The organism is Scytonema hofmannii PCC 7110, assembly GCF_000346485.2.
GTDB classification, from domain to species: domain Bacteria; phylum Cyanobacteriota; class Cyanobacteriia; order Cyanobacteriales; family Nostocaceae; genus Scytonema; species Scytonema hofmannii.
This window is the reverse complement of record NZ_KQ976354.1, coordinates 927,031-940,535: the sequence shown is the minus strand read 5'-3', so window position 1 is coordinate 940,535 and position 13,505 is coordinate 927,031. Positions and strand designations below refer to the sequence as shown.

The 13,505-nt window shown below is 40.4% G+C and carries 12 protein-coding genes and 1 pseudogene; 11 read left to right on the top strand and 2 right to left on the bottom strand.

What is annotated here, in order from left to right; all coding sequences use genetic code 11:
* The first annotated feature begins 49 nt into the window (after positions 1 to 49).
* The 11 genes from WA1_RS04040 to WA1_RS03990 all read left to right on the top strand — a co-directional run bounded on the left by WA1_RS04040 (position 50) and on the right by WA1_RS03990 (position 10,285).
* The gene (locus WA1_RS04040; RefSeq protein ID WP_017743346.1) at positions 50 to 409 is read left to right on the top strand and encodes a type II toxin-antitoxin system RelE/ParE family toxin; all 360 of its coding nucleotides are present in this window, start codon (positions 50 to 52) and stop codon (positions 407 to 409) included.
* The gene (locus tag WA1_RS04035; protein WP_017743347.1) at positions 406 to 726 is read left to right on the top strand and encodes a helix-turn-helix domain-containing protein; all 321 of its coding nucleotides are present in this window, start codon (positions 406 to 408) and stop codon (positions 724 to 726) included. Before WA1_RS04040 ends, WA1_RS04035 begins: the two co-directional genes overlap by 4 nt.
* A 266-nt stretch (positions 727 to 992) precedes the next feature.
* Entirely contained in the window at positions 993 to 1,964 is a 972-nt protein-coding gene (hemC, locus tag WA1_RS04030; protein ID WP_017743349.1) for a hydroxymethylbilane synthase, read from the top strand.
* Positions 1,965 to 2,112: 148 nt separating this feature from the next.
* Positions 2,113 to 3,537, top strand: a complete 1,425-nt coding sequence (glgA, locus tag WA1_RS04025) for a glycogen synthase GlgA (RefSeq protein ID WP_017743350.1) — start codon at positions 2,113 to 2,115, stop codon at positions 3,535 to 3,537.
* Between the two features lie 513 nt (positions 3,538 to 4,050).
* Positions 4,051 to 5,067 carry a M23 family metallopeptidase gene (locus WA1_RS04020; RefSeq protein WP_017743351.1) on the top strand — a complete coding sequence of 339 codons (1,017 nt, stop codon included), beginning with the start codon at positions 4,051 to 4,053 and terminating at the stop codon, positions 5,065 to 5,067.
* 387 nt (positions 5,068 to 5,454) lie between these two features.
* A complete protein-coding gene (locus WA1_RS04015) occupies positions 5,455 to 6,186 on the top strand; it encodes an SH3 domain-containing protein (RefSeq protein WP_017743352.1) in 732 nt (243 codons plus the stop codon).
* A gap of 235 nt (positions 6,187 to 6,421) precedes the next feature.
* The gene (locus WA1_RS04010) at positions 6,422 to 6,913 is read left to right on the top strand and encodes a hypothetical protein (RefSeq protein ID WP_017743353.1); all 492 of its coding nucleotides are present in this window, start codon (positions 6,422 to 6,424) and stop codon (positions 6,911 to 6,913) included.
* A 291-nt stretch (positions 6,914 to 7,204) separates the two neighbouring features.
* On the top strand, positions 7,205 to 8,887 hold the full coding sequence (locus WA1_RS04005) for an alpha/beta hydrolase (RefSeq protein WP_017743354.1): 1,683 nt from the start codon (positions 7,205 to 7,207) through the stop codon (positions 8,885 to 8,887).
* 112 nt (positions 8,888 to 8,999) lie between these two features.
* Complete coding sequence (locus WA1_RS04000; RefSeq protein WP_017743355.1) at positions 9,000 to 9,329, top strand: 2Fe-2S iron-sulfur cluster-binding protein; 330 nt, start codon at positions 9,000 to 9,002, stop codon at positions 9,327 to 9,329.
* A 226-nt stretch (positions 9,330 to 9,555) separates the two neighbouring features.
* Positions 9,556 to 9,951, top strand: a complete 396-nt coding sequence (locus WA1_RS03995; RefSeq protein ID WP_017743356.1) for a phage holin family protein — start codon at positions 9,556 to 9,558, stop codon at positions 9,949 to 9,951.
* A gap of 142 nt (positions 9,952 to 10,093) precedes the next feature.
* On the top strand, positions 10,094 to 10,285 hold the full coding sequence (locus tag WA1_RS03990; RefSeq protein WP_017743357.1) for a YqaE/Pmp3 family membrane protein: 192 nt from the start codon (positions 10,094 to 10,096) through the stop codon (positions 10,283 to 10,285).
* Between the two features lie 308 nt (positions 10,286 to 10,593).
* Here WA1_RS03990 and WA1_RS03985 read toward each other — a convergent pair whose 3' ends face one another.
* Complete coding sequence (locus tag WA1_RS03985) at positions 10,594 to 11,391, bottom strand: hypothetical protein (RefSeq protein ID WP_017743358.1); 798 nt, start codon at positions 11,389 to 11,391, stop codon at positions 10,594 to 10,596.
* 312 nt (positions 11,392 to 11,703) lie between these two features.
* Positions 11,704 to 13,505 (bottom strand): annotated as a pseudogene (locus WA1_RS59350) (alpha-mannosidase); the annotation flags it as partial.

Here is a 13,505-nt window from a genome sequence, read left to right as displayed (position 1 = left end):
TATGAGTTAAAGGTGATATTTTAGTTAAAATATTTATTATCTAAGCAACATGACGTGGGAGGTAGAGTTTACAAACGAATTTGAAATGTGGTGGATGGAATTGGATGAAAGTGCTCAGGTTGCGATTGACGCAGTTGTTCGACTGCTTGAGGCACGAGGTGCAGAGCTTCCTTTTCCCTACAGTTCAAAGATTAACGGCTCACGCCATTCTCACATGAGGGAATTAAGAGTTCAGCACAAGGGAGAACCGTACCGGATACTCTATGCCTTTGATCCTAGAAGAGTTGCCATTCTTCTTCTTGGGGGGAATAAAGGGGGATACGAGCGCTGGTACGAGGAGAATATTCCAAAGGCAGACTCGCTTTATGATGAACACCTCGAAGAATTAAAAACTGAAGGACTCCTATGAAAACCAAGCCTTTTAGCGAACTTCGTAAAAAAATGACGCCTCAGCAGCAAGCAGAAAGTGAGATGCAGGCAAATCTTGCACTATTATATTTGACACTTTCTGAAATAAGGGAATCTGTAGGCAAGACTCAAAGTGAAGTTGCTGACAATATGGGGGTAGGGCAATCCGCTCTTTCAAAAATTGAGCATCAGGGCGATATTCAGGTTTCTACGCTCTCAAGATATATTACATCTCTAGGCGGAAGTCTTACTATAACAGCACGTTTTCCTGATAGAGAAATTGTCATCACTCAATTTGGAGTAACAGACCCCTCATAGCATTGATTTAAGGGGAAGGAGATCGCTTCTTTATACCCCCAAAGACAACACCCTAGGCTGCGACCACTTCATTCCCATGCAGAGTATGAGCACGAGAGTAAAAAAAAGCAAAAAAGGCAATTTTGCTATATAAAATTAACAAAAATTTAGTAAAGAAATGTGAAGAAGAAATAAGCACTAAAATCGGCAGATTGCAAGGCTGAGAAGTCACTCACTGCGGTACTCTAGATAAAGTGAATTTATCTCCTGGCTTTACATATTCTTTTATGACATCCGTTGTTTCCAGTTCCATACGTACAATTCGCATTGGTTCTCGTAAAAGCCAATTAGCACTCGTTCAAACCCATTGGGTACAAGAACAACTCCAGAAACGTTTTCCGGAAATTTCTTTTGAAGTTCACACCATGGCTACCCAAGGTGACAAAATTCTGGATGTAGCTCTAGCCAAAATTGGCGATAAGGGATTATTTACTAAAGAGCTTGAACTGGGAATGCTGGATCGGGAGATTGATTTTGCTGTTCACTCCCTGAAGGATTTGCCAACACGTTTGCCTGAAGGATTGGCACTGGCTGCTGTAACAGAACGTGAAAACCCAGCAGATGCGCTCGTTGTGCATGAAAAACATAAGGATAAACAAATTGATACTTTGCCAGAAGGTGCAGTCATTGGGACTTCTTCCCTAAGACGATTGGCACAATTGCGGTATCATTTTCCTCACCTCAGTTTTAAAGATGTGCGGGGAAATCTCAACACGCGGATGTCCAAACTGGATGCTGGTGAGTACGACGCTCTGATTCTAGCTGTTGCAGGATTGGAACGATTGGGAATGAGCGATCGCATTCATCAAGTTTTGTCCAAAGAAGTGTCCCTTCATGCTGTTGGACAAGGGGCTTTAGGAATTGAATGCCGTGCTGATGATACCGAATTGATATCGCTGCTCAAAGCCATTGAACATCCAGAAACACGCGATCGCTGTTTGGCAGAGCGAGCTTTCTTGCGCGATTTAGAAGGTGGCTGTCAAGTTCCTATCGGTGTCAATACAGAAATCAATGGTAATACTTTAACACTGACAGGTAATGTTGCCAGTGTTGATGGGAAAAAAGTAGTCCAAGACACGGTTTCTGGAGAGACTGAAGACGCAGAAAAATTGGGAACTGAACTGGCGCAAAAGGTTCGAGAGCAAGGAGCACAAGAAATTCTCGATGAAATCTTTGCTCAAATCCAAAGAAATTCTTAATTTTTTCTGCTGGCAATGTGATTAGATCAAAAGAAGTTACCGTTGTACGGCAGTAGGGTGGGTAATACCCACCAGTAATGTCACGGTGAGTCATGCCCACCCTACAGTAGAGTTTAAACTAGGCAGAGCCGGGGAAATACAGATTACCATGCAGATTCTATTTGTTGCGGCTGAGGCAGCTCCCGTTGCCAAAGTTGGAGGAATGGGTGATGTTGTTGGAGCACTACCCAAAATCCTAAAAAGAATGGGGCACGATGTGCGAATATTTTTGCCCTACTATGGGTACATCTCAGACAAAATGGACGTTCCCAAAGATCCAATTTGGAAGGGATTTGCCATGTTCCAAGACTTTGCGGTATACGAAACCGTTCTGCCTGGTACTGATATTCCTTTATACTTGTTTGGACATCCAGTATTTTCGCCTCGAAAAATTTATGGTGGGGAAGATGAATTCTGGCGGTTCACACTATTTGCGAATGGTGCTGCTGAGTTTTGCTGGAACTACTGGAAGCCAGAAATTATCCACTGTCATGACTGGCATACGGGTATGATCCCAGTGTGGATGCACCAATCTCCTGAGATCACCACTGTTTTTACGATACATAACCTGGCATACCAAGGTCCGTGGCGCTGGTACTTGGAGAAAATTACTTGGTGTCCTTGGTATATGCAAGGACACAACACAATGGCAGCTGCGGTGCAGTTTGCAGATAGAGTCACTACTGTTTCCCCAACATATGCTGAGCAAATCAAAACAGCTACTTATGGTGAACAGTTAGAAGGCTTGCTGTCTTTTATTAGTGGGAAATTATCTGGAATTCTCAACGGTATAGATACTGAAATTTACGCTCCTGAGAATGATAAATATATTACTCAGGCATTTACACCCGATACCCTAGAAAAGCGTAGAGCTAACAAAGTTGCTTTACAGGAAGAAGTAGGTTTAGAAGTCAATTCTGGTGCCTTTTTGATGGGAATGGTAACGCGTTTAGTAGAGCAGAAAGGCATTGATTTGGTGCTGCAAATTCTAGATCGTTTCCTGGCTTATACTGATTCTCAGTTTGTACTTTTGGGTACAGGAGATAGATACTATGAAAGCCAAATGTGGCAAATGGCATCTCGGTATCCCGGAAGAGTTGCAACTTATATACTTTATAATGATGCATTAGCTCGTCGCATCTACGCAGGTAGTGACGCCTTCCTCATGCCAAGCCGATTTGAACCTTGTGGTATCAGTCAATTGATGTCTCTACGTTACGGGTGCGTACCAATTGTCCGCCGTACAGGAGGACTAGTTGACACCGTATCTCACCACGATCCAATGACAGAATCAGGGACAGGTTATTGTTTTGACCGCTACGAACCATTGGATTTATTTACCTGCTTAATCCGAGCATGGGAAGGTTACCGCTATAAACCTCAATGGAAAGCACTTCAACAACGGGGTATGAAGGAAGATTTTAGTTGGTATCGCTCTGCCAAACAATACGTGAATTTATATAGATCGATGTACGGGTTACCGGAGGAAGAAGACGAACCAATTCTACAAATACCAGTGACCAGTGACCAGTGACCAGTAACCAGTGACCAGTTAAGGAGGATAAAGATACCCTAAAAATACTTGAATTTCTAAATATAGTGATTCTCGCTTGAATCCAATACAGTTCTTGTGGAACGGGCGTCTCGCCCGTTTTAGGCAGGCAAGATGCCCGCCCCACAAGCTCCTTATCAATAGTATTGCACTTAACGAGAAAAACTCCTACAGACAAGCTTTTCTGACTTCCAATGTCAGAATTAATGAAGGAAATTTTGCCCTAAATATAATTTTCTGTAAACATTACGGTTCTACTTGGGAACAATATCAAAGTGCCTTCTGTTACCTGTCAATGATTGAGAAAACTCACTTTTTCCACTTGGTATTTTGGCAAGACATTCCTTCTCCGTAAACCTATAGTGGTAGCCAATCTTAAGATCGCAACGGACTTACAAATTTATTCAGATGACTAAGTTAACGTTGTTGTCGTAACACTGTAACAGCAATTCTCAAAAAACACTCTGAACCATTTTTCCTCCGGTGTGGAAGCTAATGAAAAAAATAACTGCGTCTCGTGTTTGTGGTTGTGGCTTAGTTGGACTATTATCTTTTATGGTTCTGCTAGGTACAAATAATCGTGTTCTTACACAGGAAAATCAAGAGTTCGGGATTCCAGAAAATTCTGTTTCTCCAGAAAATTTTGTTTCTCCAAATTCCGTTTCTTCTGGGATGATTTGGCCCGCTCAAGGGGTCATTTCTCAAGGTTTTCGCAAACGGCAGCATGAAGGCATTGATATTGCAGGACCAATTGGAACTCCTATTTTTGCAGCAGATGACGGTGTAGTGCTACGAGCAGGCTGGGAGGACACGGGACTTGGCAATGCAGTTAATATTCGACATTTTGACGGTCGAGTTACAGTTTACGGTCACAATCAAAATGTGTTAGTTCGCAGAGGACAAAAAGTCAACAAGGGTCAGATGATTGGCAAGATGGGATCTACAGGCAATAGTAGTGGACCTCACCTGCATTTTGAAATTTATCCTAACGGTCCTCGTGCTGTTGACCCCATACGTTTTTTACCATCTTTAGTTGCTGGAAGAATACCACCGCAAAAAATAGTATCATCTCCTACTCAGGGTAGAAGAAATGATAACTTTGCTCGTGAAATGCCACCATTTGTGGGAAGACGGCACGTCTCGCCTTCACAATCAATGTCTAGAGCAGTTGAATCTCCTGAACCGATTTATTCTGAAAATTTTGACGCTGAACCTCCTGAATCCGTTGATGCTGAATGCAGTGGCAAGACAATGCTTGAAGGAGAAACAGTAAGCGTTCATGTTAAGGTGTGCTACGAGGACGGACAGTTTTACTACATAGGACAAAAGAAAGAATATCCAGGTAGCCCCATTAAGATACCAGCTGAGTATCTTGGCAGACAAACCTATCAAGCAAATAATGGTAGTTTCTGGTATCGCGTCAGCCCTCAAAAAGTAGAAGTTTGGCAGAATGGCAATCCCTATCCTATCCGTTCTGACAGATTTGACAAACAAAATGTTTCCGGAGGTTGAAGAAGAAATTGGGACGCGAGAGACACGGGAGAAGTTGCTAGTACAACTTAGTGTAAATAAATCAACCATTAAAAATCAATCAAAAGCTTGCATGATAACATTTTGCATCTTCTGCCCTCTGCCCTCTGCCTTCTGCTTCCTCTAAACTCAATTATTTGTCAGCGATCTGAATCACATTTTATGAAAATTTTTGCGATCGCTATGATAAATTTGACGATCTCCGAGTTTTGTGACAAATATTAATTTTTTTTTTCAATTTCTAAGTAAAAATTTCTACATTAAGCCATATACTATTACTTGAGTATTTTCGGAAATACTCAGAATTAACACGGAAACGGGCAAGGCAAATCTCTACATCTAGCATACTTTTTAAAGAAGGAGATTTTTGTGGAATATCTTGCTTATTCTCTACTGGATAGTGCCTATGCAGAGGCAACGGAAGATGCTGAATACGATCTTCCTGAGTTTCAATTCCAATTTCGTTGGAACAGACAATTCAAATCTACTTGGTTAACTCTTGCTAGCCTGGGTACTATTGGTACATTATTTGCAATTCTAGGTCAAGTTCAACCAGCTTCAGCTGCTTACTATGGTCGTGGTTACCAGTACTATGTAAACACCAATGGTGGCAACCTCAATGTTCGCTCTGGTCCGGGCTACTACTATCCTGTAATTGGTAGTGTCAGAAATGGTGCAGCACTTGCATCACCTGTAAGAGCCAGACGTGGATTTGTTCAGTTAAGCACTGGTAATTGGGTTTCCTCTAGCTGGATTAGCACAACCCCTGGTTATGGAACTCGTCCTGGCTATGGCGTTGGTGGTAGATATAACAGAAACTGCTACTGCTACGGTACAGGCGGAAGATACCACAGAAGAGCTCACTACGGTACAGGCGGAAGATACCACAGAAGAGCTTACTACGGTTCTGGTGGAAGATATGGATATCAGCGTGTAGTATACCGTCCTGTATATCGTACTGTATACGTTTACAGACCATCTCGGAACGGCTACTACTCTAGAGGCAATCGCCGCTACAACAACGGTTACTACGGTACAGGCAATCGCCGTTACTACAACAGTTACTACAACGGTAGTAGCAGATACAACAATGGGTATTAATGCCATATCGTTGTCATTTAAAAATCCCTTTCAACTGAACTAACAAACTGTAAAACACCCTGTCTTATATATATATTGTGGAAAGGCAGGGTATTTTTGTGTTGATTCTCTCTTATCTTTGTCTTTACGTTGCTATAGATTATACCGCTAATTCTCCTGATGTTGTCGTTATGACACTGTAACAGCAATTAACCACGGATGTTTTGAACCATCTTTGTTAGGGGGGAGGAATTTTATGCAAAAAGTGAGAAGTTCGCAAGCCAGTTATGGTTTGATAGCATTTATGACTTCTGCCACTCTGTTCGGTACAAGTAACCACGTTTTATCACAAACAGCACAAGGTTCGCTTAAAAGTCCTCAAACGGCTTTCACTATTGATTTTGTCTCACCATACTCTAAGACACAACCAACTTCACCATCACAAAAGAAACCTGCTGCTACCTCAAGAGCTAAAAATCGGTACAGTATTACTACGATCCTTGAAGGTGAGACAGCCAACTTTATTGTCAAAGTTTACAAGGAAAACAATCAAATTTTATATGTCGGGAAATCCAAGAAAGATCCGAATAAACCTGTGAAACTACCTGCTAAGGTTGTGGGCAAATCTAAATATCGTGCAAATAACGGTAGCTATTCCTATATTGTCAATCCTGATAGAGTAGAAGTTTGGCAAGGTGGTCGTAAAATTCGTAGCGATCGCTTCCGACTTTCCAAAGTATTTCAGTGACCAGTGACCAGTGACCAGTGACCAGTAAGCGGTTAGCTAGTCATGGATTTGTGATAAGAAATACGGGCGGCAGGTTATCTGATAAAGTCCACGTAGGTGGACTTTGTTTGTATAGTAGCGAATTTTATTCGCCCGTTCGGTTATCAATTTCTTACGAATGATTTAGGATTGCCATATAGCAAAACAGACTTCAGTTACACAATCATTAGTTAATTTAAAAAAATAGGCAACTTTGTTACGTAGTTTTTAATTTTGTTAAATGACTTTGAGATGTAAAGGAGTACACACTTTATGAACTCTCATACTGATGCTACTAGTCTTCTAGATGCTGAACAGTACAAAATTTACGAATTTAAAGAAAATAAATCGGCAACAGTACCTGGTTATTTAGTCGTTAGTACTGCAACGCTCAATGTCGAAAAAGCTGACAATGATATAGAACATTTACAAAAACCTGCTAACCCACAATTTTTTATTCCGATCGCCGAGCAAGATGAAACTTCAACTAAAGGAGTCATTGAAAAGATTGCAAGATATTTAATAGAAAGTCAGGAACCAGAAATTGTCATAAATATTCATGGATACAGTTCTACACCTTCTGATACGGAGAAAGGATGTAAAAAGATTTATGATTACGTTAATGAAAATCTTGAACAAAAAAATAAATATATATTTATAGGATACAGATGGCCATCCGAGAATCCCTTTAAAAAAGACCAGTCAGGCACCTTTAAAGAAAAGCTCGGCTATGCACTGAATGCTCTACCAATTGTATTAGCTGGTACCTTAAGTATAGGGCTAGGAATTAGCATAGTCACTACACTAATTTTCCTATTTTTCAATCGATTACCGTCTAGCCTTGTTCATTTATTCACAGCTTTTTTAATTCCGTCTGTGATTGCAACTTCCGTTATTTTTGCGCTAATTCTTTTGAGAATAAGTGCCTATTTTCGTGATGTTTATAGAGCTAGTAACTATGGAGTTATAGATTTAATAGAATTGTTAAGACAGGTTGATTTTACTGTACATAAGGAAGCGAAAGATAAGCGAATCAAATTATCATTTATTGGTCATAGCATGGGGTGTTTTGTAGTCACTAATGTCATTCGTATTCTTTCGGATATTTTTGACGTTCAATCTATCAACAAAATACCTTCTTCAAATATTGGCAATGTATTTTGCTTAGGACAACTTGTTTTAGTTGCACCTGATATTCCCGTAGAAACTATTTTACCAGGACGAGCTAACTTTCTACGTTCTTCCTTACGACGCTGCCAGGAAGCTTATATCTTTTGTAACGAGGGCGATCTACCTTTGAGAGTTAACTCTACAGCAGCAAATTACTTTAGTTTTCCTGCTAAGACTCGTATTAGTGGTTACAGGCTTGGTAATGTAACAGTAAGTCATTTCACTAACCAACATGATAAAGTTGGTCGCACCCCTACATATGGAATTGTTAATTTAGATCGGCAAGGCAATGCTGATAGTTACACGTTTGAGCGACCCTATAAATATCTAGAAATTCGCTCTTCTAACAGGGAACATAGAAAACTTGAAGAAATGAGGACATTCTCAGAAACTGAGTTACAGCCTGCAGACTTATTCACTTACTTTGATTGTACAGATTATAAAGATGATAAGAGTCAAAATATAGGAATTGTGAGTTTGGCTATACAAAAGCCAGCTATAAACTTTTGGGATTATGTTTCTCTAACATTTGCATATACACGTAAAGCTAGTAATAATGACGCTTCTAATGGAGTTGATACCCACACTGGCTACTTTCAGGGTCAGTTTAGTCAGCAGGCTATCTACAAACTAGCCTTTTTAGGATTTCAGGGATTTCTCAATTCTTTGTTAACGCAAGAGCATGGGGACGAGCAAATCCAAGCTTTCTCTCAAGAGTGTCAGAACAAACAGATTCAAGTTATTCTTTCACCACATCTGTATAAACATACTCAAATCAACAACTAGCAATGGTGTGATACGCACTTTTTCTTGTGGAATGCACTGCAAGATCCCCGACTTCTCAAAGAAGTCGGGGATCTGAGCAAAATTACTCATCAATTTATATCAAAAACAGTAGATGGCAGTTTATAAAGTTCGACTGATCAATTCTAATATTGGCTTAGATCGCATTATCGAAGTACCGGATGACCAATATATTCTGGATATAGCAGAAGACGCGGGTATCCGCTTACCATCTGGATGCAAGCAGGGAGAATGTTCAGCCTGCGTTGCTAAGCTTGTAACTGGAGAAGTCGATCAAAGCGAGCAAAAGTTTTTGCGTCCGAATGAAATAGAGAGGGGTTACACCATAACTTGTGTTGCGTATCCCTTATCTGATTGTACTTTAGAAACTCATCAAGAAGAAGTTTTGTATAAATTGTCTCTTTACTTTAAAAATATTACATAGCCATCAGAATAATTAAGGTATCAGAAGGTGTATAGCTCCTTTGAGTCATATCGATTGTTAAGATTTTCTTTATAAGGACTTTCTTCTCAAATCTTTACTCCTATATTGTATTAAAGCCCATCCAAATGGATAAGCCAAATCTGCCTTACTAGAGATGTTGAAGCATAACGTGTCGATTAAAGATCGTAATAGGACATTAAAACTCTAGTTTTTAGGTACATTGATTATGGGTATCTTTCTAACCGCACTTGCTACAGCTTTGAGTCTGCTAATTGTCGATCTAGTCGTTCCTGGTGTGAACATAGCTAATTTTCCATCTGCTATGATTGCTGCTGTAGTGATTGGTTTAATCAACGGTTCAGTTAAGCCAGTGCTATCAACTCTCTCTCTTCCTCTTAACCTTGTAACCTTGGGCGCGTTTTCACTCGTTGTTAATGGCATCTGTTTTGCTTTATCTGCATTCTTAGTTCCAGGGTTTAGCGTTCATGGAATCATTGCTTTTCTTTTAGGTCCGGTAGTTCTTTCTTTTGCTAATACCTTCATCAACAATTACTTTGTTGAAAAAGACCTGTCTTTGAAGAGCAGTGAAGACAAAACAAAGGCTGAATTACCATCCAGCTAGATTTTCCTATCTATTTGTAGAGCCGTTGAAAATTTGGTCTCTACTTAATACCGAACTAACATAGTCCATGTGGTGGATTCATTTATTCGGTAACTTCAAGATAATGTGAGTAAAAGAGTTTAAATTAAGAAGTAACAATCCCATGAAAATAGTTCGTTTTCTTCTCGGTTTATTGGTGCCTCCTTTAGGTGTTTTTCTAACAGTTGGAATTGGTCCAACTTTGTTCATCAACGTTTTACTGACCCTTTTGGGCTGGCTTCCCGGTAGTATTCATGCAATCTGGGTGATTGCTAAGTATGAAGAGAAACTGAATAGAGAGGGAGAAATATATTAACAGTGAGCAGCGACTGGTGACTAGTTAATCCCCATGGTTAAAAGTAGGGAATTTGAATAATGAATCAATTTCTTGTCTTGCATAAATAAATTTAGGGGCTTATGTTGTATAAGTAACTGGTCAACATCAAAAACGTAAGACATAGTAGAATAAACCCGGTATCTCCAAGATACCGGGTTTCTAAATAACTGCTTAACTGAACTGTATTGTAGACATTCTGGGATAATATATTTCTTGGAAAGCCCTTAAGACTGTGATTTTAATAGATGAAAAAAGGTGGGCTTTAGCCCTACCTACAATTAAAGTCTCTATTTATTGACTGTTTCCTGGTCTTTTACGGAATCTTTGTCTTTAAATTTATCTGCTGCTGCTAATAATAAATCTCTCAAGATTTGTCTGATTTGTCGCTCTTTTCTAGCTAGTGCAGTACCTGCTTCTCCAATTTTTTCATCGATTTGAGAGTGCTTTTCTTGTACCTGTGTAACTACGACTTCTGCTTGTGGACGAGCCTGGTTAAACCAGTTCTTTGCTTCGTCTAGATACCCTTGAACCTCTTGGGAACGTCCACCGTACCGTGCAGTTATGTTAGCTCGTACAATGGCTAGCTGTCCTTGCAATTGAGCGTAGCGTTTCTTAAGCAAAGCAACTTCCTCACTATCTTTGACGGCATTAATAGCAGAGTCTACCGCAGTTTTGGTGGAAGAAGAGTTCTCTTTACCTGTTTCTTGGATTTCTGCTAGTATACCTTCTACTTCTTGTTGGATTTTATCTTCTTGTTCGTCCAATTTAGCCTGTAGCTGCTGAACCTCGGCTTGAGTTTTTGCGATCGCTTCGTGTCTTTTACTATTAATTGCTTCTAGAGCTCCCTCAATAGAGGCTGTCACCTCTTCTTTGAGTTCGCCCCCTTTGTCTTGTAAGTTCTCAATCACTGTAGAGATAGCATCTTTGACAAGAGTACGAAGTTCGCTTGAACCTTCTTTAAACTCAGAAGCTACCTGAGAAACTGCTCCTTTGACAATTTCTCGAATGCGATCGCTTCTTAGCTGTCCAGTTTGTTTTGCTTGTTGAAGATCGGCTTGAATTTGCTCTTTGATATTATTAGGCATTTTTCCTACCAATTGGAGATTTAATCACTTATGTGGATAAATGAAGGTGTTGTATAATTTCTGGTTAATTTCTTATCAGTAGACCAGTGAAAAATTACTCTAGAAAATTCAACTTTTTGTATATACAACACCAAAATATATAAGGTTATAATCCTACATTGATATTGTGACGCAGTATTGTCTAAGCAGGTACATCCTTTAGATAGAAAAACTAACCAGTGAGTGGTCTGCCATATTAATTGTAAAGTTGGTTTAGATCCCCGACTTCTTGAAGAAGTCGGGGATCTGGTAGCTCCTCAAGAGTGCAGTCTACTAGTTAAATTCCTTCTTACCTACCTTGAAGCCGATAATTTTCCAGGGTTTTACGGTATGCGGATCGTCAGAATTCAAAGAACGTTCCAATAAGTCTACCGACTCATTTAAAGTCAATCCCAAATCACTTTGCAAGCGCAACTCTGCTGTCTTACCATGACATTCATAACACCTGAGAATCCACTGTTCTGGGTCATCTTCTGACTGCTTAAAAGCCATCAAGATTAAATTATCATTTGATAAGTTCAACAAACTACCACTAGGTGATAAAGAACCTTTACTACTGTACTGTTGTGGATTCAGTACCAGCACTTGTAAGGGTAGATTTAATTCATACCCCCGTCGTACTGTATGGGCTGTTTCCCAACTATCAGCATGAGGATATAAGGCATAAGTAAATTCATGATCACCTCGATCTGCTTCCGGATTGGGCCAATCGGGACTGCGTAGCAAAGTTAAGCGGAGTTGGTTGGGTTGGCTGTCGTAACCGTATTTACAATCATTCAGTAAACTAACACCGTAAGAATGTTTAACCGCAGACGGACGCAGATGGACGCTGATATTTTCCTGTTCCATCTGCGTGCATCCGCGTGCATCTGCGGTTTCAATTTCCGTTAAATCTGCCCAACGCAATGCGGGAACTTCCCATTTTGCCTTTTCTGCTGGAGATGTGGGTTTAGTAGTCCGACGAATAGCCCCACAGGGAATCTCATAAGTCGCAAAGTCTGCTTCTAAGTTTAGCGGAAAAGCTACCTTTACCAAAACATGATTTTCTTGCCAATTAACCTTGTTAGCTATTTTAAGAACAGCAGACCCTTTTTCTAAAATGTAATCTTGAGAAAAAGTTGATTGACCTATTCTTCGCACTACTCGCACGCGGGTTCGTAAGGTACCCCGTTCTAAATGATGAACGCTTAATAATTCTGCGGGTGGTAAAGGATGTTGAGCATAATTTGGGTCAATGTTCCAAGCATCCCAGTACTGACCCCTATCTTGGAATGCTTGGAGTTGATTTCCCAATCCACTGAGAACTTCACGCTGATTGGTTTTATCAAAGACGCCGGACAAATCACCCGTTTCTGAGTCAATCGTCACTCGCAAACACTCATTTTCTAAAACAAACTCTTCAAATGGTTTAACAGACTGTAAAGTAGGTTTACACGGACATAGCCAGAAGACACGATAACCACAAGCAGGAAGATCGCTGGCAAAAAACAAGACTGACGTTACTGGTATTTCATCACCATTCGATTCGCGTCTAAATCCAATAAAACGTCTCTGAGACTCAACCTCTTGCCCATCCAAATTATATATTGTCCAATCCAGATTTTGCCCATCATCCACTTCTGGAAATTCAAGTTCAACAACCTGCGATCGCACCCAATTGAGAGAATTGAAAATAACTACCGGTTGTGCTTCTCTTCGTGGAGGTGTCGGTAGAGAGATTTGGGATGCGATCGCATTCAAAGACTGCTGCAAAATACTACCACCAACCCGTTCTACTTCTTGCCAAGTTGGTAATGCATCTGTATAAACTGGCGAAATCGAAGTTCCGGGCAAAATATCGTGAAATTGATTAAATAATACCTTTTTCCACGCCGATTCTAGCTCATTCTTCGGATAACTCACTCCACAACTCAATGTTGCCCAAGCCGCAAAAAGCTCTGCTTGATAGAGTAACCCCTCACAATGACGGTTCCAACGTTTTTGATCGCCATGAGTTGTGTAGCAACCCCGATGGAATTCCAAATACAGTTCGTCCTCCCAGGTGGGGAATGGAGGAGGGGGAGAGGGGGAGAGGG